Here is a 26,604-nt window from a genome sequence, read left to right on the forward strand (position 1 = left end):
GGACTCCGGCGACCGCCACGGCATCGGCTACTGCGTCGGTTATGCCTCCGCGTGGGGCAGGTTGCTGGCGGCGACCAGCGTGCGGATGGCGCGCAGGGCGACCGACAGGGTGGCCAGGTCGAAGTGGTCGCTCTCCCAGATCTCCGACAACGTCTGCCGGGCCCGGGCGACCGCCGCCGAGTTGGCCTCCGTCCAGCGGGCCAGCCGCTCCTCCGGCGGCAGTCCCGGCTTGCTGTGGACCAGCACGTCGCGGGTCAGCGAGGCGTGCGCGGCGTACAGGTCGTCGCGCAGCGCCGAGCGGGCGATGGAGTTCCACCGGTTGTCGCGCGGCAGCGCGATGACCCGCTCGCGCAGCCGGGCCAGCTGCAGCCGGTCGGCCAGGTCGAAGTAGACCTCCGCCACCTCGTTGACCGGCCGCCCGGTCACCGACCCGATCTCCACCAGGTCCAGCGTCGAGTACGCGGGCACCATGCCGGCCACCCGCTCGGCCAGCTCCGGCGGCACCCCGCGGGCCGCGAAGGAGTCACGGCGCTCCTCGTAGGCGGCCAGGTCGGGCCCGGTGAGCAGCTTGGGCGCGTGGGCGGGCAGGCCGTCGACGCCCTTGAGGAAGAAGCTCACCGACCCGGCCAGGTCGAGCGGCGGCCGGCGGTTGACCAGCAGCCAGCGGGTGCCGCGCTCGGCCAGCTTGCGGGCCTCCAGCAGCATGGCGATCTGGGTGGCCGTGTCGACCTGGTTGTCCAGCTCCTCGACGGCCCGGTAGAAGCTCGGCAGGTCGAAGACCTCCCGCGCCACCAGGTACGCCCGCACGATGTCGGGCACCGAGGCTCCGGTCTCCTCGGCGAAGCGGAACAGGAAGGTGGTGCCCGCCATGTTGACCACCTCGTTGACCACGCAGGTGGTGATGATCTCGCGGCGCAGGGGGTGGTTGTCCATGTACGCCCGGAACCGCTCGCGCAGCGCCGACGGGAAGTACGACACCAGCCACGAGGCGAGGTACGGGTCGTCCGGCAGGTCGGAGGCCAGCACCTCGGCGTCGGCCGCCAGCTTGGTGTAGGCCAGCAGCACGGAGAACTCGGGCGCGGTCAGGCCCAGCTTGGCCTGGCGGCGCTCGGCCAGCGTCTTGTCCGACGGCAGGAACTCCAGCTCACGGTTGACCAGCCCGTCGCGTTCGAGCTTGCGCAGGTAGCGGGCGTGGATGTGCAGCATCTCGACGGCCTGCGCGCGGGCGGCGGCGAGCACCACGTTCTGGGCGTAGTTGTCGCGCAGCACCAGGTCGGCGACCTCGTCGGTCATCGAGGTGAAGAGCTGGTTGCGCTGCTTGTCGGTCAGCTCGCCGTCACGGACGACCTGGTCGAGCAGGATCTTGATGTTCACCTCGTGGTCGGAGGTGTCCACGCCGGCCGAGTTGTCGATGAAGTCGGTGTTGACCAGGCCGCCGTTGGCCGCGAACTCGATGCGCGCGAGCTGGGTGAAGCCGAGGTTGCCGCCCTCGCCGACGACCTTGCAGCGCAGCTCGGCGGCGTTGACCCGGAGCCCGTCGTTGGCCTTGTCGCCGACGTCGGCGTGGGACTCGGCGCTCGCCTTGACGTACGTGCCGATGCCGCCGTTCCACAGCAGGTCGACCGGGGCCCGCAGGATGGCGCTGATCAGGTCGTTCGGGGCCATCGAGGTGACGCCGGCCGGGATGCCGAGCGCCTCGCGCATCTGCGGGGTGATCTGGATCGACTTGGCGGTGCGCGGGAACACGCCGCCGCCGGCCGAGATCAGCGCCGGGTCGTAGTCCTCCCAGGAGCTGCGCGGCAGCCGGAACAGCCGCTCGCGCTCGGCGTAGGAGCGGGCGGCGTCGGGGTCGGGGTCGACGAAGACGTGGCGGTGGTCGAAGGCGGCCACCAGCCGGATGTGCCGCGAGAGCAGCATGCCGTTGCCGAACACGTCGCCCGACATGTCGCCGATGCCGGCCACCGTGAAGTCGGTGGTCTGCGTGTCGACGCCCATCGTGCGGAAGTGGTACTTGACCGACTCCCAGGCGCCGCGGGCGGTGATGCCCATGACCTTGTGGTCGTAGCCGATGGAGCCGCCGGAGGCGAAGGCGTCGCCGAGCCAGAAGCCGTACTCCTTGGCCACGCCGTTGGCGATGTCGGAGAAGGTGGCGGTGCCCTTGTCGGCGGCGACGACGAGGTAGGTGTCGTCGCCGTCGTGCCGGACGACGTCGGGCGGCGGCACGACCTTGCCGTCCACGAGGTTGTCGGTGACGTCGAGCAGGCCGGAGATGAACATCCGGTAGCAGGCCACGCCCTCGGCGAGGACGTCCTCGCGGGTGCCGGAGGCGGGCGGCTGTTTGACGACGAATCCACCCTTGGACCCGGTGGGGACAATAACGGTATTTTTCACCATCTGGGCCTTGACCAGGCCGAGGATCTCCGTACGGAAGTCCTCCATCCGGTCCGACCAGCGCAACCCGCCCCGCGCCACCTTCCCGAAGCGCAGGTGCACGCCCTCGACCCGCGGCGAGTACACGAAGATCTCGTACTTCGGCCGCGGCAGCGGCAGCACGCTGATGGCCTGCGGGTCGAACTTCAGCGAGATGTACGACTTGCGCCGGCCGCCGACGGTCTGGAAGTAGTTGGTGCGCAACGTCGCCTGGATCATCTCCAGGTACGCCCGCAGGATGCGGTCCTCGTCCAGCGAGGCCACCTCGTCCAGCGCTCCGAGGATCTCCTCGGTGACCGCCTCCACCAGGTCGGGCCGGGCCTCGTCGCCGCGCCGCGGATCGAGCCTGGCCTCGAACAGCCGCACGAGCAGCCGCGCCAGCCGCACGTTGCCGAGCAGCACCCGCTCCATGTACGGCTGCGAGAACGTGCTGCCGGCCTGGCGCAGGTATTTGGCGTAGACGCGCAGGATCTCGACCTGCTCGGAGGTCAGCCCGGCGGCCAGGATGAGCGCGTTGAAGTCGTCGGCCTGCACGCGCCCGGTCCACAGGGCGGTGAGCCCGTCCTGGAAGAGCTGTTTGAAGGCGTCGCGGTCCACCTCGTCCGAGGGGGTGTAGCGCAGGCCGAAGTCGTAGATCCAGGCGTTCTTGGTGCGCGGGTCGTTGTCGCGGTCGATCTCGTACGGCCGCTCGTCCACGACCTCGACGCCGAGCCGCTGGATCAGCGGGAGCGCGGCGGACAGTGAGATGGGCGAGCCGACCTTGTAGACCTTCAGCCGCCGCTCCCCCTCCACCGCGTCGTACGGCTCGTAGAGGTTGAGCTTGACCGCGTCCTCGTCGCCCTCGGAGACGAGCTGCTCCAGCCGCTGCAGGTCGATCACGGCCACCTTGGGCGGGAAGTCGGCCTTGTAACCCTCGGGGAACGCGGCGGCGTACCGCTTGATGAGGGCGGGGGCCTCCTCCTCGGAGGTCAGCTCGGTGAGGGCGGTGGCCAGGTCGTCCTCCCAGGAGCGGGTGATCGCGGCCAGGCGCGCCTCCAGCTCCTCGACGTCCACGCCCGGCGGCGGGAGCGGCGTGCCGCGCTCGCCGCGCACGACGACGTGCAGCCGGGCCAGCACGGACTCGCCGATCATGGCGCTGTAGTCGAGCGTCCTGCCGCCCAGCGCCTTCATCAGGACCTCCTGCATGCGCAGCCGCACCTTCGTGGTGTAGCGGTCGCGCGGCAGGTAGATCAGGCAGGAGATGTAGCGGCCGTAGTCGTCGCGGCGCAGGAACAGCTTGACCTGCTTGCGCTCGCGCAGCCGCAGCACGCCCATCGCGATCGGCAGCAGCTGGTCGACCGAGGTCTGGAACAGCTCGTCGCGCGGGAACGTCTCGAGGATCTCGATGAGGTCCTTGCCGTCGTGGCTGTCGGGCTCCAGCCCGCCCGCCTGCAGCACCCCGGCCAGCTTGCGCCGGAGCACGGGGATGCGGGAGATCGACTCGTTGTAGGCGACGTGGGTGAACAGGCCGAGGAAGCGCCGCTCCCCGATCACCTCGCCCTCGGGCGAGAACAGCTTGACCCCGATGTAGTCGAGGTAGGCCGGGCGGTGGACGGTCGCCCGCGAGCTGGCCTTGGTGATGATCATCAGGTGCTTCTCGCGCGCCTTGGCCCGCACGTCGGCGGGCAGCGACGCGAAGCTCTCCGAGCCGATCTTGTCGTCGCGCAGGATGCCGAGCGCCGCCCCCGGCAGCGCGCGCAGCGTCTCGCCCTCATCGGTGTGGTCAAGGCGGTACTCGCGGTAGCCGAGGAAGGTGAAGTGCCCGTCGGCGAGCCAGCGCAGCAGGTCGATGCTGTCCTCGACCTCCGCGGGCTCCAGCGGCGGCGGGTTCATGCCCAGGTCTTCGGCGGTCTGGACGGCCAGGGCCCGCATCTTCATGAAGTCCTCGACCGCGTAGCGCACGTCGCTGAGCACGCGCAGCAGGTCGGCCTCCAGCGACTTGAGCACCGTCGGGTCGGACTGCCGGTCGACCTCGACGTGGATCCACGACTCGACGAGCACCTGACCGGTGACGTCGTCCTGGCCGGGGCCGAGCATCCGGCCGGTCATGTCGCGGCGCACCTTCATCTGCGGGTGGACCACCAGGTGGGTGCCGAGGCCGTGCCGCTCGAGCTCCATCGTGACCGAGTCGACCAGGAACGGCATGTCGTCGGTCACCACCTCCACGACCGAGTGGCCCGGGTCCCAGCCGTTCTGGTCGAGGGTCGGGGTGAAGGCGCGCACCACGGCCCTGCCCTGCGGGCGGACCTCGGCGAGCTGTCTCTGGGACATCGCGGGGCCGTACACGTCGACGGGGTCGCGGTCGAGCAGGTCCTCAGGTGCGATATGCCGGTAATAGGTCCGCAGAAAGGACAGCGCCTCCTCGGTGCTCACATGATCACTGCCCACCGCGCAACTCTCGGCTGTTCGCTGAAGCAGCTCGTCCTTGGCCTCGTCAAGCGGCATTTCGCTCTCACTCCTTTGTGAGGGGTTGCCATAGTGGTTCATAGCCAGGCCCTTAGTTCCCACAGCAGCGGGAAGTAGTGCAGGCGTGTCCTGTCGCGCAGGTATGGGGCACCCGTCGAGCCGCCGGTGCCCGATTTGGTGCCGATCTGGCGTTCGACCATCTGGACGTGACGCATCCGCCACAACGCGGCGGTCTCATCGTGCGTCAGCAGGTCTTCGGCCAGTTGCCACAGGTCGTCGTACGACCTGCGGTCTCTCGCCACGGTCAGCAGCGAGCCCATGATCTCCTCGTCGGAGACCGGCAGGCCGCGCCCGGAGAGCGCGGCGAGATAGGCGTCCCACAGCGTCGGCTCGTCGAGCCTGCGGCGCAGCCGGGCGAGCTCGTCCGTGCCGGCGTGCCGGAAGCTGCCGAGGTAGCGCTCGTCCTTGAGCCCCGACAGGAACTCCAGCTCGCGGAACTGCACCGACTGGAAGCCGCTGGCGGGCGAGAGCTTGCTGCGGAAGGCGAGGAAGTCCTGAGGCGTCATCGTCTCCAGGACCTCGACCTGCTCGACCAGCACCCGCTCGGCCGCGTGCACGCGCCGGAACAGGTGACGGGTCCGCCACAGCTCGCCGGCGAACATCGCGTCGCGGGCCGACTCCAGCTCGTGCAGCAGCAGCTTGAACCAGAGCTCGTAGACCTGGTGGACGGTGATGAAGAGCAGCTCGTCGGGCGCCTCGGACTGCGGGCGCTGCTGGTCGAGGAGCTCGGGCAGCCGGAGATACCCGCCGTAGGACAGCCGGCCGCCTTCCTCGCCGAAACTCCGAGGAGGGCGGGGCGCATCACCGGTGACGCCCACCGAACACCTCCCCCTGACCACCCGGTCGCGCGGAACCGGGTGCGACACCTTGACGTTCCGATACCACCCGAAAAGGACAAAGACGTCAATGTGACATTGACATCGGTGGATCGTCGTCGGAAGTGGAGGAGGCGTGCCTCAGCTCGTCGAGCTGATCGGGCAGCTCGGCGAGCTCGACCAGCTCGGCCTGGCATCGCTCGCACGTGTCGAGGTGGCGTTCGAAGGCCTCGTGCTCGTCCTCGTCGAGGACGCCGAGGACATAGGCGGCCACCTCGTCATGCATCAGCCGGCTACCCCCTTGTCCCGCAGCAGCTCACGGAGAGCCCGGATGCCGTAGTAGAGCCGGGACTTCACCGTGCCCGGCGGGATCCCCAGAATCTCCGCCGCCTCGCTTATCGTACGGTCTCGGAGGTAGGTCTGCTCAATCACTTCGCGGTGTTCTTCGGACAGGGAACGGAGAGCGTCCGCGACGACCATCGCCGACAGAGCGCGCTCCGAACCATCGGGTACCGACATCATGTCGGCTTCGGGGGGCTCGACCTCCTGCGGCCGAGCACTCCTGCGCCGACGTCCATCAATCACGATGCGGCGGGCCACGGTGAGCAGCCACGCCCATATGAGGCTTGGTTCCCATTGCAGTCTTGCCGAGTTACGCCAGGCCCTGACGATCGTCTCCTGCACGACGTCTTCAGCCCACTGAAGGTCGTTACCTGTTGATTTGCGTACGTGGCGCAGCAGAGGGCCGCCGAACTCCTGGTAGAGCACCGCGATGCGGTGCTCGGCCTCGGCATCCGCACTCTCGAACCTGCCGTCGAGGTGACCTAGCACGGGGCACATCTTTACACCTTCGTTATCTCGGTGGTAGCCACTCCGATAACTCCAGTCATTTCTAACTATCTCCGGCCATAGCTGAACCTGGCCCGGGGACGCCGCGTACCTCCGATCATGCACAGGCTTTTGCGCGGCGAGTTGTTCATGCTCGGCGGCTTCCTGGCCGCCGCCGCCGTGACGATCGCGCTGGTCATGCCACCGGCGATCGATCCCGCGGCCGCTCAGTGGACACAGACACCGTCGGGGCCGCTCACGGCCGCCGACCGCGATCTGCTCATCAAGGTGCGCCAGGCGGGCCTCTGGGAGATGCCCGTCGGCGAGTACGCCAAGACCCGCGCCGAGTCCCAGCGCGTGAAGGAGGTCGGCGCGCTGATCATGAAAGAGCACATGGAGCTCGACCTGCTGACCCGCCAGGTCGCCAAGAAGCTCGGCGTGGCCCTGCCCGACGAGCCCAACCCCGACCAGCAGCGCTGGATGGCCCAGCTGGCCGCGCAGAGCGGTCCCGCCTTCGACCGGGACTTCGCGAACCTGCTGCGCGCCGCGCACGGCAAGGTCTTCACCACCGTGGCCGCCGTACGGTCCGGGACCCGTAACGCGGAGATCAGGAAGTTCTCCGCGGAAGGCATCAACTACGTGATGCGCCACATGGCCTACCTGGAGTCCACCGGCCTGGTCGACCACACCCAGTTGCCCGAACCCCCGACCCCCTCACCCGCTCCACCCGTCGCGATGGCGGTCGATAAGAGGAGACACTCATGAGGAGATCCAGACGCATGGCCGCGGCCGTGTCCGCACTGGCCATGGCGGCCGGCGGGCTGGTGTCCGCGGCCGTCATCGGCGTAGGCCCGGCTCGTGCCGACATCTGCGATTCCCCCGGGGCCACCCGGTCACCTCAGCCACCTCAGGGACAGCAGCCGGACCAGCAGGACCGGCAGCCGGACGGGCGCGATTCCGGCCGCGGCTCCGACCGGGACTCGAACAACGACTCCGCCCGGAACTTCGACAGGGACTTCGACAGGGACTTCGACAGGGACTTCGATCGGGACTCCGACAGGGACTTCGACAGAGACTCCGACCAGGACTTCGGCGCGCCCCAGGGCGGCGGGGTGGCGGTCGATCCGCGCCGGTCCCCCGACGGGCAGCCGACCGAGTCCCCCGACGGCCGGTTCCCCGAGCGCCAGGCCCCGGACGGCCAGGCGCCCGCCACTCAGGCCCCCGACGGCCAGGCCCCTGACAGCCAGGCCCCTGACGGCCAGAACCCTGACGGCCAAGCTCCGGACGGCCAGAACCCCGACGGGCAGGCCCCCGAGGTCGAGGCCCCCGGCGACGCGCCCGGGGCCGACTCGCGCCGGCGCGGCGGCGGGAACCCGACGCCCGCGCCGAGCCCGTCCCCGACCCAGGACCCCGACGGTGACGGCGACGGCGACGGCACTCCGCAGCCCTCGCCCACCGCGACCGGCGGCGCCGGCGACGAGTGCGCCATCGGCCCGTTCGCCGACGACTTCGTGGACATCCGCCAGGTCGCGCCGCGCCGCCTCGACGCCCGGATCGGCAGGAACGGCTCACGCGGCACGTTCGTCGCCCAGTGCGGCACCAACCAGAACGGTCACCACAACTCCGACAACTTCATCGTCGCCCCCGGCGTGAGCAACGGCGCGCACCACCTGCACGACTACGTGGGCAACCTGTCCACGGACGCGTTCTCCACCGACGAGAGCCTGGAGGCGGCGGACACGACGTGCCGGCAGGGCGACAAGTCCACGTACTTCTGGCCGGTGCTCCGGGACCGCACGTCGGACGCGAACGCCGGCGACCCCGACGGCAACGTCGGCCGGATCCTGCGGCCCCGCGCCGTGCGACTGGAGTTCCGCGGCAACCCGGCCTCCGAGGTCGTCGCCATGCCGAGGTTCCTCAGGCTGATCACGGGAGACGCCAAGGCGGCGACGAACGGCGGCGCCGAGGCCCGCGCGGCCTGGACCTGCTCGGGATTCCAAAACCGTATATCTCCCGATAAATATCCGCTTTGCCCGCGCGGCAGTCAGGTGGTTCGTATTCTGGACTTCCCCAGCTGCTGGGACGGTCAGAACACCGACAGCGCCAACCACCGCACGCACGTGGTCTTCCCCGACCAGGGCGGTGCCTGCCCGCAGGGGACCAGGGCGATCCCGCAACTGCGCATGACCCTCACGTACTCCGTGCCGCAGGGCCGGTCGTACGCCCTGGACGCCTTCCCTGAGCAGAAGCACAACCCTGTGACCGACCACGGGGACTTCGCCAACGTGATGCCCGAACGACTCATGCAGACCGTCGTCTCGTGCATCAACCGGGGCCGCCGTTGCTGACCTGAGATCCGCGCCCAGCCTTCCGAGTCGCACCCTCACCCGACCTTGGAGGGAAATAGATGCTCCACAGACGACGCCCCATGCACGCCCCCACGAAGCTGGACACCAGGAACGTCCGGCTGGGGGCGAGCGCCTCGATCACGGCCGTCCTGCTGTCGGTGTTCGCACTGACCAGGACGGAGCGTGGCATGGCGCTGCTCGGCCGAGGGGTCGGTTTCCTCGAGTACTACGCGGGCGTGTTCGCCCTGATGCTGCTGACCGCGACCGTCGCGCTCGGCCTGCTCACCACCGAGCGCGTCTTCCTCTCTCCGGCCAACCGGATCAGGGCGCAGCTGGCCCACCGGGCCACCGCGTTCATCGGGCTGGCGTACCTGCTCACGCACATCGCCGTCATGATCGCCTTCGGGCACGTGCCGCCTGGCGCGGCGGTCGTGCCCGTCGCCGGGGTCTACGTCGGTCTCGGCGCGCTGGCCTTCGACCTGATGGTCGTGGCCGTGGTGACCGGAGTGCTCAGAGGACGGTTCGCGGTACGGAGCCGGCCGTGGATGTGGCGGATCATGCATTCCGCCGCGTACGTGGCCTGGCCCGTCGGGATCATGCACGGTCTGACCGCCGGGCGGCCGCCGGCGGGCTGGGTGGCCTGGTCGTACGTGGCCTGCATGGCGGCGGTCGGCTCCGCGCTGGTCGTGCGCGTGCTGGCCACGCTGCGCCGGCCGCCGGTCGTACCCGAGAAGGTCGAAGGACCCGCGGTGGCCTCGGCCACCCCCGTAGGGGTGCCGTCCGAGCGGCCCGCGAAGGCGCCCGTCGCGGCGGCGAGCGCGCCCGTGAGCCTCGCGGAGGCGCGGCGCAGGTTCCGGGAGGCCGGGTGACTCCCTCGCCACACCTCACCCGTTCCCCCGAGATCCGCACGCTCAAGGAGAATCCATGATCCCGGCACGAGTGCCACGGGTCTTACGCATGGGTCCGGCCCGGCTGACCGCCGGGCTCGACCACTGCCGCCGACTCGACCTGCCCGCCCACCGCACCCTCCACGGCGTTGTCGAGCCGCGCGATCTGGGCGAGCTCATCTCGTACGCCAACGAGGTGGACATGCGCGGGCGGGGCGGCGCCGCCTTCCCGTTCGCGCGCAAGCTCCGGGCGGTCGCCGACGCGACCGGCTCGGGCGGCGACTGCGTCGTGCTGGTCAACGGCGCCGAGGGCGAGCCGGCCAGCTCCAAGGACGCCATGCTGCTCACCCGCAACCCGCACCTCGTGCTCGACGGCGCGGTGCTGGCGGCCGAGGCGCTGGGCGCCCGCGAGGTGGTCGTGGCCACGGCCGGGGGCGAGGTCGCCGAGGCGTCCGTCGCCGCCGCCGTGGCCGAGCGGCGGGCCGCCAACGTCTCCGGCGGGGCCGAGAGCCGGGTGCCGATCCGGGTGGTCGGCATCAAGGAGCGGTTCATCTCCGGCGAGGGCGGCGCGCTCGTGCGCGCGGTCAACGGCGAGGAGGGCATCCCGCCGGGCAGGAAGAAGCGCGCCGCCGTCAGCGGCGTGGACGGCCTGCCGACCCTGCTGTCCAACACCGAGACGTACGCGCAGTTCGCCCTGCTCGCCGAGTACGGCCCGGAGAAGTACGCCGAGGTCGGCACCAGCAAGGAGCCGGGCACGATCCTGCTCACGGTGAGCGGCGGCGCGGCCCAGGGCGCGGTCATCGAGACGCCCACGGGCACCCTGCTGGCCGACGTGCTCGCGTTGTGCGAGGCGGAGCCCGGCGACGGGGTGCTGGTCGGCGGGTACCACGGCGCCTGGTTGTCGGCCGAGACCGCCGGGACGGCGGTGATCTCCCGCGAGGGCATGAAGCTGGCCGGGGCCACGCTCGGGGCCGGGATCATCGTGCCGCTCGGCGCGTCCACCTGCCCGCTGGGCGAGGCCGCGCGGGTGGCGTCGTACCTGGCGGGCGAGTCGGCGGGCCAGTGCGGCCCGTGCCGGCTCGGCCTGCCCGACGTGGCCAGGGCCGTGTGCGCCCTGGCCGAGGGCACGGGCTCGGTGGACGCCGTCCGCCGGGCCGTGCGCGTGGTCGAGCGGCGCGGGGCCTGCTTCCATCCGGACGGCACCGCCAAGTTCGTGTTGTCGGCGCTGGACGCGTTCGAGAGCGAGATCGCGCTCCACCTGGAGCACGGCTCCTGCGGCCGGCCCGTACGCGGGGTGCTGCCGATGCCCGAGCGCGAGGCCGAGCCCGACTACCGGCTGGAGGTCGACTGGTCCCGCTGCCAGGGGCACGGGCTGTGCGCGCATCTGCTGCCGGAGTTCGTCGAGCTGGACGACTACGGGTTCCCCTCGTTCCAGACGATCCCCGGCTGGATGGCCAAGGAGGCGCGGCGGGCGGTGGACATGTGTCCCGCGCTGGCGCTGCGTCTCGCGCAGACCACCGGCGACGGCCCCAAGCCCGTCGGCTCGCCGCTGCGGCTGGTGAAGGACCTCAGGAAGGCCGGGGAGGGACTCACCCGGATGAGCGGCCTCCCCCGGATATCGCGGGCGGGCGGAACGGCGTAATTCGAATTGCACGGATTCAGCGGATTTTGCCGCGTACGTACACGGGTTCTCCGATTTTCACTATTTGGTACAGGCGCTTGGACGTCGTCATCGGCAGGCGCACACAACCGTGGGAGGCCGGGTGGAGCGGGACCTTTCTCGAACCGTGCAGGGCGATGCCCCCGACGATGTAGAGCGAGTTGTACATCGCCCCCAGCGGCCCGGTCGTCCAGCCCGGCGCGCGGCGGTAGACGCGGAAGTCCCCCGTCGGCGTGACGGCGTTCCCGCAGTGGCCGTTCTGGCAGTACGGGACCTGGGCGCCGGACGAGATGTGCGAGAACAGGACCGGGCGGCGGTCGCGGTAGACGGTGAGCAACTGGGCGCTCAGGTTGACCTCCACCCGGTCGGCGGGGCCGCCCGACACCATCGGGCGCCTGCGCAGCGGGCGTTCGAGCGCCGACCACTCCCTCTGCTCGACGGCGCCCTTGACGGGGATCCGGCGGCTCTTCTGCAGCGCCCAGACGGCGAACTTCGTCTGCTCGTCGTACCGCCCGTTGACGGGGCCGAAGTAGTAACCCCGGGCGTTCAGACGGCGCTGCAGCTTCACCACCTCCGCGCCCCGGTCGCCCGGGCGCAGGACGACCGGCTTGCGCTCGGCCTCTTCCTCCTCCGCCTCGGCGTCGTCCACAAGCTCGTGCTCGGCGGCGTCCGCGTCCTCGGCGGGCACGGGCGCCTCCGCCACGGGGCGTTCATCGTGTCCGGCCAACGGGCCTCGCCGGCCGTCCGCACGGGAGCGGTGCCCATCGATCGTGGGCAACGGACCCCGTCTCCCTTCGGAGACCGGCCACGGGCGGCGGCGTCTGTCGGCATCCGGACCGGGGCCGCGCCGGTCGTCGGCGTTCTTCGCGGTGCCACGCCGGCCGGGGGACCCCGGCCGGTCGTCGGGATGGGCGAGCCATCCCGAGGTCGTCGCAGACTGCGCCTTCATGAGGGACGTACCGGCAAGCGTCCGGGCCTCACCCGGAACGGCGACAAAGGGGAGGCCACAGCCCACGCCGAGACCGATAACGGCAATTCTGCGAAAGTTTATCCTCATAAATCAACGCCTACCCGGATCGCCGGAGAATCGATCTCATACACAGGTTTAGTCAAGCAAAGTCCCGGCTAATGAGCCGATCCTGCTAAATACGGGCATTTCGCTTTTATAGCGATGGTCGGCGAGAAATCAGTCGCGACTTCGCGAACCAGGCTGGCAGCATGAGGTGTCATGCGTAACTGGCCGCTCTCCGAGCTCTCCATCACGACCCCGCGCCTCGAGCTGCGCCACCCGTCGCTCGACGACCTCGACGAGCTGGCCGACCGGGCCGCGGAAGGCGTCCACGACGCCGGGTACATGCCGTTCACGGTCCCGTGGTCGCAGGGCGAGCCGGCGGAGCGGGCCAGAAGCGTGGTGCAGTACCACTTCCGCACGTGGGCGACGTTCGCGCCGGACGACTGGTCGCTGCAGCTCGCCGTCGTCCACGAGGGCCGGCTCGTCGGCGTGCAGGGGATCGCCGGCAAGGACTTCCCGGTCACCCGCGAGGTCGAGAGCGGCTCCTGGCTCGGGCGCCGCTTCCAGGGCCGCGGCATCGGCACCGAGATGCGCCGGGCCGTCCTGCACCTCGCCTTCGCGGGGCTGGGTGCGCGGCACGCGGTGACGACGGCGTTCGAGGACAACCACGCCTCACTGGCGGTGACGAAGAAGCTCGGCTACCGCGAGGACGGCATCGCCCTGCACGCCCGCGACGCCGAGCCGGTCGTCACTCGCCGCTTCCGCATGCGCCGCGAGGACTGGACGGAATCCCCCGACATCAAGATCCACAACCTCGACCGCTGCCTGCCGCTCTTCGGCCTGCCCGCGTCAGGCTTCTCGGAGGCGTAGCAAGAGACCACCGCCGGCGTGCCGCCGCGGCCCAGCACGCGACGCCCAGCCCGGCCCACGGGCCGATGGGCATGCTCGGCAGGTCCGTGGTGGCCTGGACGACGAGCCCGGCGTTCACCGGCGAGCCGCCCGCCCGGTGGTCACGGGAAGACGGTCAAGACCCACGGCAGCCGGATCCTGCACGAACTCGGCCTCCGCGACCGCACCCAGGCCGTCGTCACCGCGTACGAATCCGGCCTGATCGTCCCCGGCACCAGGCCATGATCATCCCGCTTCCGCCCCAGACAGACCCCACGCAGACCCCACCAAGGCGGCCACCCCCTTCACAGCGGCCACCCACTTCTTCATAAGGGACAGAAGCCCAGCGCCCGGCAGGCCCGCACCACCAGCCGAACACCAACCCAGAACCCCAGAGGACAGAAGCCGAGCGCCCGGGACGTTCGATCGCCGGGCGCTCGGGTCGTCCAGCGGCTAGAAGTCGAAGTCGTCGATGTTGTCCTTGTCGAACACGGTCGGCTTGCCCAGCAGCACCTCACCGTTCGCGCCGACGGTGTACTCGCCCAGCTTGCCCGCCTTGAACTTCTCCCCCTCGGCCCCGGTGATCTGCCCCGACGCCAGCGCCGCCGCCGCGTACGAGGCCAGGTATCCCAGGTCGGCCGGGTTCCACAGCTCGAACGCCTCGATGGTGCCGTCCTTGACGAACTTCCGCAGCTGGTTCGGCGTCCCCAGCCCGGTCAGCTTCACCTTCCCCTTGGACGGCGACTCCGACAGGTACCGGGCGGCGGCGGCGATCCCCACGGTCGTGGGCGAGATGATGCCCGCCAGGTCCGGATACGAGCGCAGCAGCCCCTGCGTCTCGGTGAACGACTTCTGGTCGTCGTCGTTGCCGTAGGCGACCTTGACCAGCTCCATGTCCTTGTACTCGGGCTTGCTGAGCTCGTCCTTCATGAACTCGATCCAGGTGTTCTGGTTGGTCGCGTTCGGGGTGGCGGAGAGCACGGCGATCTTGCCCTTGTGACCGATCTGCTCGGCGAGGAGCTGCACCTGCGTACGACCGAGGTCCTCGGCGCCGGCCTGGTTGACGAAGACGTGCCGCCCGTCGGGGGCGGTGTCGGAGTCGAAGCTGACGACCTTGATCCCGGCGGCCATGGCCTGCTTGAGCGCCGGCACGACGGCGTTGGGGTCGTTGGCGGCGATCACGATGGCGTCCTGCTGCTGCTGGATCAGCGTGTTGATGTAGGACACCTGGGAGGAGGCGCTCGCGTCGGACGGCCCGACCTCCTTGCCCTCGCCGCCGAACTCCTTGGCCGCGGTGATGCCGCCCTCGTCGGCGATGGTGAAGTACGGGTTGTTGACCTGCTTCGGCAGAAAAGCGATCTTGAGTCCCTGCTTGAGGGGGGCGTTGGGGTTGGCCGAGGCCGACGCGGCGGTGGCCGGGGCCGAGGACTGCTGGGCGGCGACGTCGCTCCGCGTGGTGCCGCCGCCGCAGGCGGCCGTGAGGAGGACGAGCCCGGCGAGCAGCGCCACAGGGCGCCAGGGGGAACGCGTAGTCATGAAGCGGACTTCCCTTCCACTGATGGTGTTGTGCGCCGTCGCCAGACCGCCCCCAGGTTCGGCGCCAGCACGGATGCGACGAGCAGCAGGCCCGTCACGAAGTTCAGCACTTCGTTCGCCACGTCGGCGAGGATCAGCGCGTTGCGTACGACGCCGAGGAGCAGCACCGCCATCAGCACGCCCGGCAGCGTGCCGCGCCCACCGAAGATCGACACCCCGCCGAGCAGGACGGCGGCCACCACGGCGAGCTCCAGCCCCATCCCGTTGTCCGCCCGCGCGCTGGCGTAACGGAAGGTGTAGACGAGCGAGGCCAGGGAGGCCATCACGCCGGAGGCCACGAACAACCAGAACTTGATCCGCTTGACCCGCACCCCGGCGAAGTACGCGGCCTCCTCGTTGGAGCCGAGCGCGAAGACGGCCCGGCCGACGCCGGTGGCGTGCAGCACCACCGCCGCGACCACGGCCAGCGCCGCGACCAGCACGGTGGCGACCGGCACCGGCCCGATCGAGGCCGTCGCCAGACCCGTGTACGCCGGGGGCAGGTCGGCCACCGCCTGGTCGCCGAGTATCACGTACGCCAGCCCGCGGAAGAGCGCGAACGTGCCGATCGTGACCGCCAGCGAGGGCAGGCCCAGCCGGGTGACGAGCAGGCCGTTCACCGCCCCGCACAGCGCCCCGACGAGCAGGCAGATCGGCATGATCATCTCGATGGGGAGCCCCGCGTTCCACAACCAGCCGAGCACCGCGCACGACAGCCCGAGCGTCGAGGCCACCGACAGGTCGATCTCGGCGGCCACGATGACCAGCGTCATGGTGAGCGCCATCAGGGCGATCTCGGTGGTGTCGAGGAGCAGGAACGAGACGTTGGAGCCGTTGGCGAAGCCGTCCACGCCGAGCGACGCCCACACACAGACGCCGACGAGCAGAACGAAGATCAGCCCTTCCCAGCGCCGTACCGTGTTCATGGGGCCTCGCTCCGCGAGGCCGGCTCAGTCGCCACCAATACCGCCGCCTTCCCCCGCTCTGGTCGCTCCGCTCCCGCCGCTCCTCCAGGCGACGGCAGCTCCTTCGCGAGCTCAAGGGCCTCGCTCCGCGAGGCCGGCTCAGTCGCCACCAATACCGCCGCCTTCCCCCGCTCTGGTCGCTCCGCTCCCGCCGCTCCTCCAGGCGACGGCAGCTCCTTCGCAGTACTCATCTGGCCTCACTGTGGTCACTTGGCGTGATTCGGTTCGGCGGTCGCTCCTTCGCGCGACGCAGGGCGGCGGCCACTCGGAGCGCCAACACCCGGTCGAGGGCGATGGCGGCGATCAGGAGGGCGCCGTTGATGGCCATCTGGGCGAGGGCGTCCACCCGCAGGACGGCGAGCGCGCTGGTGATGCTCGACAGCAGCAGCGCGCCGAGCGCCGCGCCGTAGACGGTGCCGCTGCCGCCGAAGATGGCCACGCCGCCGACCACGACGGCGGCGATCACGTCGAGCTCCTTGCCGGTGGCCACGGTGGCGTCCACGGTGCCGAACCTGGCCGCCCACATGACGCCGGCCAGCCCGGCCAGCGCCCCGTTGGCGACGAACGCGGCCACGATCCGGCGCCGTACGCGGATGCCGGCCAGCACGGCGGCCTCGGGGTTGGAGCCGATGGCGTACAGCTCGCGTCCGGAGCGCAGGTTGCGCAGCATCCAGCCGACGACCAGCAGCACCACCAGGGCGACCAGCGCGAGCAGCGGCACGCCGAGGACCGCGCTGGTGCCGAGGGCGAGGAAGCCCTCCGGCATGTCGGCCGCGTTCACCTGACGGCCGCCGGCCCAGGCGTAGTCGATGCCGCGGAAGGCGTACAGGGTGCCGAGGGTGGCCACCAGCGCGGGCACCTTGGCCGCGCCGACGAGCAGTCCGTTGACCGCTCCGCAGACCGCGCCCAGCAGCACGCACCCGGCGATCACCACGGGGATGGGCACGCCCGGGTTGTCGGCCAGGACCAGCGCGCCGCCGAACGCCGCCAGGCCGACGACCGAGCTGACCGAAAGGTCCACGTTCCTGGTGATGACGACGAGCGTCTGCCCGACGGCCAGCAGGGCGATGATGGCGGAGTTGAGCAGGATGTCGCGCAGGCTGGCGTAGCTGAGGAAGCTCGGGTTGACCGCGCCCGTGACGCCGAACAGCACGGCGAGCGCGACCACGATGCCCAGCTCCCGCACCCGCGCGACCCGGTCGACGAGCCGCCGCCCGCCTCTGCCCCGTACGGTCTCACCCGCCGTCGCCGTGGCCGTCACGACCGCCCAACGCCACCGAGGGACCCGCCACAGACGCCCACACCCAGAAGGGACCCCAGCCCGCCGCAGACGCCCGCGTCACCGCACACAGACCCACCAAAGGACCTCAGCCCGCCGCTCGCCCGCGGTCGGTCGCCAACGGGCGGGAAGGCGGTCATGCGGCTCTCCGGCCGGTCGCGGCGGCCATGACGCTCTCCTCGGTCGCCTCCGCGCGCGACAACTCGGCGACCAGCCGCCCTTCGTGCATGACGAGCACCCGGTCCGCCATGCCCAGCACCTCCGGCAGCTCCGACGAGATCATCAACACCGCCACCCCGCTCGCGGCCAGCTCCGACAGCAGCCGGTGCACCTCCGCCTTGGTCCCGACGTCGATCCCGCGCGTCGGCTCGTCCACGATGAGCACGGACGGCCCCCGCGCGAGCCACTTGGCCAGCACGACCTTCTGCTGGTTCCCGCCGGACAACACGTTCACGGGGTCCGCGAGGCGGGCGTACTTGAGCCGCAGCCGCACCGCCCAGTCCGCCGCCCGCTTCCGCTCGGCGGCCCGCGAGACCAGCGGCCCCCGGCGTACGGCGGCCAGCCCGGCCAGGCCGATGTTGCGCTCGATCGACAGGTCCATGACGAGCCCCTGCTGCCGCCGGTCCTCCGGCACGAGCGCGAGCCCGGCCGCCATGGCCGCCGTGGGGCTGGCGGGCCGCAGGCGTCTGCCGGCGACCTCGACGCTCCCGGCGTCCCAGCGGTCGATGCCGAAGATCGCCCGGGCGACCTCGCTGCGCCCGGCGCCGACCAGCCCGGCCAGCGCGACGATCTCACCGCGCCGCACCTCGAACGACACGTCGGTGAACACGCCTTCGCGGGTGAGCCGGCCGACCTTCAACGCGACCTCGCCCGCGTCCGTCTCCTGCTTGGGGAAGAGCGCGTCCAGCTCCCGGCCGACCATGCGGCGGACGAGATCGTCCGGGGTGATGTCGGCGATCAGGTCGGTGGCCACGTACGCGCCGTCGCGCAGGGTCGTCACGCGCGTGCACAGCTCGAACATCTCCTCCAGCCGGTGCGAGATGAACAGCAGCGCGCACCCCTGCTCGCGCAGGGTCGTGGCGACCCCGAACAGCCGGGCGACCTCGTTCCCCGACAGCGCCGCGGTCGGCTCGTCCATGATCAGCACCCTGGCCTGCCGTGACAGCGCCTTGGCGATCTCGACGAGCTGCTGGTCGGCGATGGACAGCCCGCGGGCCGGCTGGTCGGGGTCGAGCCGGACGCCGAGCCGGGTGAACAGCTCGGCGGCGGCCGCGCGCATGGCCCGGCGGTCGATGCCGAAGCGGGAGCGCGGCTGGCGCCCCATGAAGATGTTCTCCATGACCGACAAATCAGGGAAAAGGGTCGGCTCCTGGTAGATGACCGCGACCCCGGCCTGCTGCGCGTCGGCGGGTCCGGCGAACTCCACCGGCTCACCGTCCAGCAGGATGCGCCCGGAGTCGGGCCGGTGCACCCCCGAAAGAATCTTGACGATGGTGGACTTGCCCGCGCCGTTCTCCCCGGCGAGCGCGTGCACCTCGCCGGGGTGAAGATCCAAAGACACCTCGCGTACGGCCCGTACGGCGCCGAACGCCTTGCTGACCTGTGAGAGGGACAGAACGGGAGTCTGATCCATGTGTGCCGCGCTCCCGGCAAAATCGTTTTAAGCAGTGGCAGGACGGTAGATCAGCCAGCGCCCCCGCGTCAATGGCCGGTTAAGTCAAACTTTCCGGCACCAAATCCGGCGTGTGAGCCGTAGGCAAATTGTTACGTTTTAACGATATTTACTTGGGGAAACGCCACCGGACACCCCTCACGGCGGTAACGGCCCGGCGCCATGCCGTACTCACGCTTGAAGGCGTTCGCGAAGGCGAACTCCGACCCGTACCCCACCCGGGCGGCGATCTCGCTCAGCGGCGCGTCCGTCTCCCGCAGCAGGCGCGCCCCACCGGCCAGGCGCCACCAGGTGAGGTACGTCAGCGGCGGCTGCCCGACGAGCGCGGTGAAGCGCCGCGCGAACGCCGCCCGCGACAACCCCGCCCGCGTGCCCAGCTCGGCCACCGTCCACGGATGCGCGGGATCGCGGTGGACGGCGTCGAGCGCGGCACTGATGCCCGGATCGGCGAGGGCCCGCGCCCATCCGGAGACCGTGCAGTGCTCGCGCGGCGCGTCGAACCAGGCCCGCAGGGTGTACAGCAGCAGCATGTCGAGCAGGGACGACACGACCGTGTCGGCGCCCAGCCGGGGCCTGTGCACCTCGGCGCCCAGCAGTTCGACGGCGGCGCGCAGCTCCGGGTGGAGCCCCAGCCGGGCCGGCAGGTGGATCAGGTCGGGCAGGTCGCGCAGGAGCGGGTGGGCGCGGGCCGGGTCGAGCTCGTAGCCGCCGCACAACGTGACCGTCGGCGCACCGGGACCGCCGACGGACGCCGAGGCGTACAGGTCGCCCGCCTCGGCCGCCGGGTCGCAGCGCGGCTCGTCCACCGGCGTGGACGGATGGTCGGCCATCGCGTAACCGTGCCCGTGGGGGAAGAAGAGCACGTCGCCCACCGCGAGCGCGACCGGCGGACCGTCGGGCGGAAGCAGCCAGCACGACCCCTGCAGGATCACCTGGAACCCGGCCGACCCCGGCACGGACGGGAACCGCTGCCCCCACGGCGCGTGCCACTCGACGCGCGCCGACCGGGGCCGCCCGGTGCGCATGATCGCGATCACGTCGCTCAGCACGTCCATGCTGAGGACTCTAACGAAGACGACGGCGTATGAAAGGGAGACGCCACCGCATTGGTCATCTCGCCTGCCGCTCGTACGGTTGCTTGCGACAGGAAGGGAGCACGTCGTGGGACGAGTTCTGGTGACCGGCGCGACCGGCACGGTGGGCCGGCACGTGATGGCGTCGTTGACGGACGCCGTGCCCTTGACCAGGAAGAGGGGCGGCCTGACCGATCCGGCGTCGCTGCCCCTCGACGGGGTGGAGTCGGTGTTCCTGGTGTGGCCCTTCGCCACGGCCGAGGGCGCGCGGGAGGTGGTCGAGGCCGTCGCCGCGCGGGCCCGCCGCGTGGTCTACCTCTCGTCGGCCGCGCTGCGCGACCACGAGCGCGAGGTCGAGCGGCTGATCGCGGAATCCGTCCCGGAGTGGACGTTCCTGCGCCCGCACGCCTTCGCGGCCAACGCGCTGCGGTGGGCCCGCCAGATGCGGGCGGGGACGGTACGCGGCGCGTACGGCCGGGTCGCCGCCCCCGTGGTGGACGAGCGGGACGTCGCCGCCGTGGCGGTCAGGGCGCTGCTGGACGACGGGCACGCCGGCGCGGCGTACGAGCTGACGGGCCCCGAGGCGATCACCCCGGCCGAGCAGGTCCGGATCATCTCCGCGAGCACCGGGATCCCGGCCCGCTGGGAGGAGGTCCCGCCCGAACACGCCCGAGCCGACCTCGTCGCCATGGGCTGGCCGCCCGGCGTGGCGGCGGAGGCGCTGCGGGCCCAGGCCGCCGGGACGGGACCGGTCACCTCGGCGATCGAAGAGGTCACGAAGGCCCCGGCGCGCACGTTCGAGCAGTGGGCGAAAGAGCACGCGGAGGACTTCCGCGCCGTAGGCGAGCCGGCACCGACGATGCGGGCGGCGCGCATCCACGGGTTCGGCGGGCCGTCGGTGATCCGGCTGGACGAGGTGCCCACGCCCCGGCCCGGCCCCGGAGAGGTGCTGGTCGAGGTGGCCGCCACCTCGTTCAACCCCTCGGAGGTGGGCCTGCGGTCCGGGCTGCTGCCCGAGGTCTTCCGCGCCGTCCTGCCGCACACCCTCGGCTGGGACGTCTCCGGCACGGTCGCCGAGACCGGCGCGGGCGTCACCGCCCTGGCCCCGGGCGACCGCGTCCACGGCCTGGTGGCCCAGGCGGCGGCCGAGTACGTCGTGGCGCCCGCGGACCTGCTGGCCAGGGCGCCGGAGACCATCCCGCTCGCCGACGCCGCCGCGATCCCCGTGGCCGCGCTCACCGCCTGGCAGGCGGTCCACGAACACGCCCGCCTCGGCCCGGGGCAGCGGGTGCTGGTCAACGGCGCGGGCGGCGGGGTCGGCCTGTTCGCCGTGCAGTTCGCCAGGCTCGCGGGCGCGTACGTGGTCGCCACCGCGAGCCCGCGCAGCGCCGCCGCGGTGAGCCGGCTCGGCGCCGACGAGGTGGTCGACTACACGACGACACCGCTGCCCGACGGGATGGACGTCGTGCTGAACCTGGCCGGCGTCACCCCGGAGGCGGCCGGCGCCCTGGCGGGGCTGGGCCGCAGGATCGTCACGATCGCCGCCCCCGTCGAGGGCGGCACGCACTTCGTGGCCCGCAACGACCCCGCTCAGCTGGCCCGCATCGCCGCCCTGATCGACGAGGGGAAGGTCAGGGTCGAGGTCGCCGAGTCACATCCGCTGGCGGAGCTGGCCGAGATCCACCGCAGGGCCGAGGCGGGCGACACCCGCGGCAAGATCATCCTCAGGGTGTGAAGTGGCGCAGGACCTCGGGGTTGGCCATGGCGTCGGGGTTGGCGGCCTGCTCGACGGGGGTGCCGAGCAGGATCTTGCGTACCGGGACCTCGAGTTTCTTGCCCGACAGGGTGCGCGGGATGCCGGGCACCACGCGGATCTCGTTGGGCACGTGGCGCGGTGACAGCTCGGTGCGCAGGGCGGCGCAGAGAGCACGTTCGAGCGACTCGGTCAGCTCGGCGCCCTCGGCCAGGCTGACGTACAGCAGCAGGCGGCCCTCCTGGCCGAGCTGGCCGGTGTCGATCACGAGGCTGTCGGCGATCTCCTCGAACCGCTCCACCACCCGGTAGAACTCGCTGGTGCCCATGCGGACGCCGCCGCGGTTGAGCGTCGAGTCGGAGCGGCCGTAGATCACGCAGCTGCCGTCCTCGTTGATCTTGATCCAGTCGCCGTGCCGCCACACGCCGGGGTAGACGTCGAAGTAGCTCTCGGCGTACCGCTCGCCGGAGGGGTCGTTCCAGAACATGACGGGCATCGACGGCATCGGCTGGGTGACCACCAGCTCGCCCACCTCGCCGACGACCGGCTTGCCCGCCGGGTCGTACGCCTCCACCTTGGCCCCGAGCGACCGGCACGGGATGACGCCCGCCCTGATCGCATGGAGCATGGTCGCCCCGACGAACCCCGTGCACACGTCGGTGCCGCCGGAGAACGACCCGATCGGCACCCCGGGCAGCTCGGCGGCCACCCAGGCGAACCCCTCGGGCGGCAGCGGCGACCCGGTCGAGCCCACCCCGCGCAGCCGGTCGAGCCCGTCCGGATGGATCCCCGCCTTCAGCGAGGCCATGATGTACGGCGCCCCCACCCCGAAGTACGTCACCCCTTCGGAGGCCGCGATCCGCCACAGCGCGGCCGGCGACGGATGGGTGGCCGAGCCGTCGTACAGCACGGGCGTGGCCCCGACCAGCAGGGCGCCGATGAGGTAGTTCCACATCATCCAGCCCGTGGTCGTGTACCAGAAGAACACGTCGCCCTCGCGCAGGTCCTGGTGGAAGGAGAGCGACTTGAGGTGTTCGAGCACGATGCCGCCGTGGCCGTGCACGATCGGCTTGGGCAGCCCGGTCGTGCCGCTGGAGTAGAGGATCCACAGCGGATGATCGAACGGCACGCGTTCGAACTCCAGCGGCCCCTTCTCGGCCCGCAGCCCCTCCCAGCCGATCACCTCGCCGTGGGGCGTCTCGCTGGTGTGCCCCCGCGCCGGCTCGGCCTGCTGCGGCGCGCGGCCCTCGTCGGCCGCCGCGAGGTAGGGGATCCACACGGTCGCCCGCAGCGAGGGCAGCTGGGCGGCGATCTCGTTGACGGCGGCCGAGCGGTCGTAGCTCCTGCCGTTGTAGTGGTAGCCGTCGACCGCGATGAGCACCTTGGGCTCGATCTGCTTGAACCGGTCGACGATGCTCGGCACCCCGAAGTCGGGTGAGCCGGCCGACCAGATCGCGCCCAGCGAGGCCGTGGCCAGGCAGGCGATCACCGCCTGCGGGATGTTGGGCAGGTAGGCGGCCACCCGGTCACCGCGCCCGACCCCAAGCTTGACCAGACCGGCGCGCACGCGGGCGACCTCGTCGCGCAGCTCGGCCCAGGTCAGCTCCTGGCGGGCGCCGTCCTCGGAGACGAAGACCAGGGCGGTGCCGTCCGTACGGCGCAGCGCGTTCTCGGCGTAGTTGAGCGTGCTGCCGGTGAACCACGTGGCGCCGGGCATCTCACCCGAGAGCACCGGCCCGTCGCCCCGGTCGCCGATCACCTCGAAGTAGTCCCAGACGGACGTCCAGAACTCGGCGGGGTGCTCGACCGACCACCGCCACGCCTCCTCGTAATCGCCGGAGCGGCCCAGCCACCGCAGGTAGCGGGTCAGCTCGGCGGACGCGACGACCTCTTCGCTCGGCTCCCAGAGAAGCTCGCCCTCAGCAACCATGTGCCCCATCCTGTCGCCGGTTCGGGGGAAAGTCATACCCTGTCCTCCCCATACCTTGCTACCTCCGAAGGTGGTCCACCGCCATACGCGCCGCCGTGCCGATGACCGCGTCGGCGCGCGGCTGGTTGAGCGCCGTGCTGAACGACCGCGTGAAGACCGCTACCGCGTAACGCCCGCCGTCGGGGTACTCCACGACGCCCGACTCGGCGCGCAGGGTCGGCAGCGTGCCGGTCTTGCCGCTGACCGCCACGTCGTCGTACGGGAAGCCGGAGGCCAGGCGGTGCGGCCAGACCTGGAGGTTGAGCATGCCGCGCATCCAGGCGCACGACTCGGCGGAGGCGACCTCGTCCCGCCAGATCATCGCGAACAGGGTGGCCAGCTCGCGCGGCGTGGCGCAGTTGGAGCGGGCCGGGTCGAGCACGCTGAGCCGGGCGATGTCGTCGGGGTCCACGTACGGCCAGCCGTGGCCGGTGTCGGCCCGCATGCTCGCACTGCCCTCCCGCCAGCTCTGCACGACGCGCGTGCCGGTCAGCCCGAACTCGTCGAGCATGGCGTTGATCGTGTCGCAGCCGACCAGCTCCAGCAGCGTGTCGGCCGAGGTGTTGTCGCTCACCGAGATCATCAGGTACGCCAGGTCGCGCAGCGAGATCGTCACGTCGTCCTGCATCGCCGCGATGCCCGTGCCGCCCGCCAGCCGGTCACTGGCCGGCACGGTCACCCGGTGCGCCGGGTCGAGCAGCCCCGCGTCCACCTGCCTGCGGAAGGCCACCAGCAGCGGCACCTTGTACATCGACGCCGTCGGCAGCGGCTCGTCGGGGCCGAGACCGACCTCGCGGCCGGTGTCGATGTCGGCCGCGTAGAGCCAGCCGGTGACGCCGGCCCGCCGGAACAGGCTCTCGAAGTCGGGCCGCGCGTGAAGGTGGGGTGCGCTCATCTCGACCCCTTGAGTGTGGAGACCCCGGGCTTCAGCCCTGGGGAGTGAACGCTGCCCTGCGCCGGAGGATTCTGTCGGTGCCGATCCCTAGGTTGATCGGCGTGTCCCGCTACCGCCTCACGCCGACACCTGCCCAGGGGCAGGCGTTGCTGGAGCACTGCGGGCATGCGCGTTTTGTCTGAAACCTGGCGGTGGAGCAGCACGCGTACTGGCGGCCAGGGCGTCGTTCGTCGCCGGGATACCTTGAGCAGTGCCGGCAGTTGACCGAAGCCCGGGCGGCGTTCGCGTGGCTGCGTGCAGGCTCGCAGATGGTGCAGCAGCAGGCACTGCGGGACTTCGCCCACGCCATGGCCGGCTTCTTCGCGGGCACCCATGGGCGTCCTTCGTGGCGCAAGCAGGGGCGGCATGAGGGGTTCCGCATCGTCGCGGTCAAAGCTGCTGATGTGCGCCGTCTGTCGCGCAACGTCGGCGAGGTGCGGATCCCAAAGGTCGGCTGGATACGGTTCCGCTGGTCCCGCGCGGTGCCCGAAGGGGTGAAGTCCTACCGCGTCACCCGCGACCGGGCGGGGCGCTGGCACGTGGCCTTCGCCGCGATCCCGGAACCGATCCCCGCGCCTGGCACGGGTCAGGTGGTCGGGGTTGATCGTGGCGTGGCCGTGTCGGCGGCCCTGTCCACGGGAAAGATGCTGTCCGTTCCCACTCTGAGCGAGGCGGAGAAGAGACGCCTGGCGCGGCTGCAGCGCAAGCCGGCCCGCGCCAAGAAGGGCTCCGAGCGCCGGGCACGCCTCAAGTCCGACATCGCCGAGTTGAAGGCCCGGGAAGTGGACCGGCGCCGGGATTGGGCGGCGAAGGCGAGCACGGAGCTGGCCCGGGATTTCGATGTGATCGCCGTCGAGGACCTGAATATCAGGGGCATGACGCGTTCGGCGCGCGGCACTGTCGAGCAGCCGGGCAGGAACGTCCGGGCCAAGGCCGCCCTGAACCGGGGCATTCTGGCCGCGGGGTGGGGCCGGTTGGTGGAACGGCTGGAGCACAAGGTGGCCGGGCGGGTCGTCAGGGTCGATCCGCGTTTCATGAGCCAGCGGTGCTCGGCGTGCGGGGTCGTGGATCGGGAGGCGCGCGAGAGCCAAGCCGTCTTCCGCTGCCGGTCCTGCGGATACGCCTGCAACGCTGATGTGAACGCGGCAAGGAACATCCGGGATGCGGCCGCAGGGCATGCGGTTGCTGCGCGGGGAGGCTCGCCGTTGGGCAGGCCGGTGAACCGCGAACCTCAACCCGTCCTCCTCTCGTGGGTCAATGGGTGGTTGGAATCCTCCGGATTCATCCGTGGGGAGGATGTCAAGGCTTTCTGATGTAGAGGACCACGCTCTTGCCGATGATCGGGTTGAGCAGGGCCTCGGCGACGCGGGTGGCGGCCGGTCGCTTCATGATGTCCCAGACCAGCAGCTCGTGGTACGCCTTCGCCAGCGGGTGGTCGTCGTTGTTCACGCCCACCGCGCACTTGATCCACCAGTACGGCGCGTGCAGCCCGTGGGCGTGGTGGTGCGGGCCGATCCGGAACCCGACGGCCTTCAGCTTGGCCGACAGCTCGGCCAGCGTGTAGATGCGCACGTGCCCGCCCGGCGCGGTGTGGTACGCCTCGTCCAGCGCCCAGCAGATGCGCTCCGGCAGAAAGCTCGGCACGGTCACCGCCGCCGTGCCGCCCGGCTTGAGCACGCGGAAGAGCTCGCGCATGGCCGCCATGTCGTCGGGGATGTGCTCCAGCACCTCCGCCGCGATGACCCGGTCGAAACTGCCGTCCTCGAACGGCATGTCCAGCGCCGTGCCCCGCACGGTCCGGCCCGTGGCTCCCGGCGGCACCTCGCCGGCCTTGTCCATCGCCGCGAACATGGACGCCACGCCGTCCAGCTCCGCCTGGTCCATGTCGAAGGCGACGACGTCGCCTCCCCGGCGCAGCACCTCGAAGGCGTGCCGGCCGCCGCCGCAGCCCAGGTCGAGCACGCGCACGCCGGGCCCGACGGGCAGCCGGGCGAAGTCCACGGTCAGCACT

21 protein-coding genes are annotated in these 26,604 nt (G+C 71.1%); 8 read left to right on the forward strand and 13 right to left on the reverse strand.

Translation table 11 applies throughout. The features are described from left to right. Positions 1 to 39: 39 nt before the first annotated feature. The 4 genes from C1J01_RS09655 to C1J01_RS09670 all read right to left on the reverse strand — a co-directional run bounded on the left by C1J01_RS09655 (position 40) and on the right by C1J01_RS09670 (position 6,581). Positions 40 to 4,914 (reverse strand): NAD-glutamate dehydrogenase, encoded by a 4,875-nt coding sequence (locus C1J01_RS09655; protein ID WP_111178251.1) that lies wholly within the window; start codon positions 4,912 to 4,914, stop codon positions 40 to 42. Between the two features lie 38 nt (positions 4,915 to 4,952). Continuing rightward, entirely contained in the window at positions 4,953 to 5,753 is an 801-nt protein-coding gene (locus C1J01_RS09660; protein ID WP_111178253.1) for a tryptophan 2,3-dioxygenase, read from the reverse strand. 85 nt (positions 5,754 to 5,838) lie between these two features. Continuing rightward, positions 5,839 to 6,036 (reverse strand): zf-HC2 domain-containing protein, encoded by a 198-nt coding sequence (locus tag C1J01_RS09665; RefSeq protein WP_111178255.1) that lies wholly within the window; start codon positions 6,034 to 6,036, stop codon positions 5,839 to 5,841. After that, positions 6,036 to 6,581 (reverse strand): sigma-70 family RNA polymerase sigma factor, encoded by a 546-nt coding sequence (locus C1J01_RS09670; protein WP_111178308.1) that lies wholly within the window; start codon positions 6,579 to 6,581, stop codon positions 6,036 to 6,038. The genes C1J01_RS09665 and C1J01_RS09670 overlap by 1 nt, the downstream gene beginning before the upstream one ends. A 117-nt stretch (positions 6,582 to 6,698) precedes the next feature. Here C1J01_RS09670 and C1J01_RS09675 point away from each other — a divergent pair, with 117 nt between their 5' ends. Genes C1J01_RS09675 through C1J01_RS09690 form a run of 4 tightly spaced genes read left to right on the forward strand, consistent with a single transcriptional unit; the run spans position 6,699 to position 11,455 of the window. After that, on the forward strand, positions 6,699 to 7,343 hold the full coding sequence (locus C1J01_RS09675; RefSeq protein ID WP_111178257.1) for a DUF4142 domain-containing protein: 645 nt from the start codon (positions 6,699 to 6,701) through the stop codon (positions 7,341 to 7,343). Continuing rightward, positions 7,340 to 8,926 carry a DUF1996 domain-containing protein gene (locus C1J01_RS09680; protein ID WP_235854347.1) on the forward strand — a complete coding sequence of 529 codons (1,587 nt, stop codon included), beginning with the start codon at positions 7,340 to 7,342 and terminating at the stop codon, positions 8,924 to 8,926. Before C1J01_RS09675 ends, C1J01_RS09680 begins: the two co-directional genes overlap by 4 nt. A 59-nt stretch (positions 8,927 to 8,985) precedes the next feature. Continuing rightward, positions 8,986 to 9,795 (forward strand): hypothetical protein, encoded by an 810-nt coding sequence (locus tag C1J01_RS09685; RefSeq protein WP_146615529.1) that lies wholly within the window; start codon positions 8,986 to 8,988, stop codon positions 9,793 to 9,795. Positions 9,796 to 9,850: 55 nt separating this feature from the next. After that, entirely contained in the window at positions 9,851 to 11,455 is a 1,605-nt protein-coding gene (locus C1J01_RS09690; protein ID WP_235854348.1) for an NADH-quinone oxidoreductase subunit NuoF family protein, read from the forward strand. Between the two features lie 16 nt (positions 11,456 to 11,471). On the opposite strand, the gene C1J01_RS09695 is transcribed toward C1J01_RS09690, so the two are convergent. Further along, positions 11,472 to 12,176 carry a L,D-transpeptidase family protein gene (locus tag C1J01_RS09695; protein ID WP_181448666.1) on the reverse strand — a complete coding sequence of 235 codons (705 nt, stop codon included), beginning with the start codon at positions 12,174 to 12,176 and terminating at the stop codon, positions 11,472 to 11,474. A gap of 525 nt (positions 12,177 to 12,701) precedes the next feature. Between C1J01_RS09695 and C1J01_RS09700 the strand changes: the two genes are divergently transcribed. Next, entirely contained in the window at positions 12,702 to 13,355 is a 654-nt protein-coding gene (locus C1J01_RS09700; protein ID WP_111178265.1) for a GNAT family N-acetyltransferase, read from the forward strand. Positions 13,356 to 13,826: 471 nt separating this feature from the next. On the opposite strand, the gene rhaS is transcribed toward C1J01_RS09700, so the two are convergent. From rhaS to C1J01_RS09735, 5 genes are all read right to left on the reverse strand, one after another. Then, positions 13,827 to 14,909 (reverse strand): rhamnose ABC transporter substrate-binding protein, encoded by a 1,083-nt coding sequence (rhaS, locus tag C1J01_RS09715; protein WP_111178267.1) that lies wholly within the window; start codon positions 14,907 to 14,909, stop codon positions 13,827 to 13,829. Beyond that, the gene (locus C1J01_RS09720; protein WP_111178269.1) at positions 14,906 to 15,874 is read right to left on the reverse strand and encodes an ABC transporter permease; all 969 of its coding nucleotides are present in this window, start codon (positions 15,872 to 15,874) and stop codon (positions 14,906 to 14,908) included. The genes rhaS and C1J01_RS09720 overlap by 4 nt, the downstream gene beginning before the upstream one ends. Positions 15,875 to 16,100: 226 nt before the next feature. Further along, the gene (locus C1J01_RS09725) at positions 16,101 to 17,174 is read right to left on the reverse strand and encodes an ABC transporter permease (protein WP_111178271.1); all 1,074 of its coding nucleotides are present in this window, start codon (positions 17,172 to 17,174) and stop codon (positions 16,101 to 16,103) included. A gap of 154 nt (positions 17,175 to 17,328) precedes the next feature. Beyond that, on the reverse strand, positions 17,329 to 18,825 hold the full coding sequence (locus C1J01_RS09730; RefSeq protein WP_111178273.1) for a sugar ABC transporter ATP-binding protein: 1,497 nt from the start codon (positions 18,823 to 18,825) through the stop codon (positions 17,329 to 17,331). A 131-nt stretch (positions 18,826 to 18,956) separates the two neighbouring features. Next, a complete protein-coding gene (locus C1J01_RS09735) occupies positions 18,957 to 19,919 on the reverse strand; it encodes an AraC family transcriptional regulator (RefSeq protein ID WP_111178275.1) in 963 nt (320 codons plus the stop codon). 106 nt (positions 19,920 to 20,025) lie between these two features. On the opposite strand from C1J01_RS09735, the gene C1J01_RS51990 reads away from it, so the two are divergent. Then, positions 20,026 to 21,672, forward strand: coding sequence for a zinc-binding dehydrogenase (locus C1J01_RS51990; protein WP_235854349.1), 1,647 nt, complete (start codon positions 20,026 to 20,028; stop codon positions 21,670 to 21,672). Here C1J01_RS51990 and C1J01_RS09745 read toward each other — a convergent pair. Next, the gene (locus C1J01_RS09745) at positions 21,662 to 23,620 is read right to left on the reverse strand and encodes an acetoacetate--CoA ligase (protein WP_111178277.1); all 1,959 of its coding nucleotides are present in this window, start codon (positions 23,618 to 23,620) and stop codon (positions 21,662 to 21,664) included. The genes C1J01_RS51990 and C1J01_RS09745 overlap by 11 nt on opposite strands. Before the next feature lie 58 nt (positions 23,621 to 23,678). After that, positions 23,679 to 24,554 (reverse strand): serine hydrolase, encoded by an 876-nt coding sequence (locus tag C1J01_RS09750; protein WP_111178279.1) that lies wholly within the window; start codon positions 24,552 to 24,554, stop codon positions 23,679 to 23,681. Between the two features lie 101 nt (positions 24,555 to 24,655). Here C1J01_RS09750 and C1J01_RS53685 point away from each other — a divergent pair, with 101 nt between their 5' ends. Then, the gene (locus C1J01_RS53685) at positions 24,656 to 24,736 is read left to right on the forward strand and encodes a helix-turn-helix domain-containing protein (protein ID WP_369122752.1); all 81 of its coding nucleotides are present in this window, start codon (positions 24,656 to 24,658) and stop codon (positions 24,734 to 24,736) included. Between the two features lie 9 nt (positions 24,737 to 24,745). Then, the gene (locus C1J01_RS09755; protein WP_235854350.1) at positions 24,746 to 25,906 is read left to right on the forward strand and encodes an RNA-guided endonuclease InsQ/TnpB family protein; all 1,161 of its coding nucleotides are present in this window, start codon (positions 24,746 to 24,748) and stop codon (positions 25,904 to 25,906) included. Here C1J01_RS09755 and C1J01_RS09760 read toward each other — a convergent pair. Next, positions 25,893 to 26,603, reverse strand: a complete 711-nt coding sequence (locus C1J01_RS09760; RefSeq protein ID WP_181448667.1) for a class I SAM-dependent methyltransferase — start codon at positions 26,601 to 26,603, stop codon at positions 25,893 to 25,895. The two genes, C1J01_RS09755 and C1J01_RS09760, sit on opposite strands and share 14 nt — an antisense overlap. Between the last annotated feature and the right edge of the window lies 1 nt (position 26,604).

The sequence above is a fragment of the Nonomuraea aridisoli genome (assembly GCF_003236395.1).
GTDB classification, from domain to species: Bacteria; Actinomycetota; Actinomycetes; order Streptosporangiales; family Streptosporangiaceae; genus Nonomuraea; species Nonomuraea aridisoli.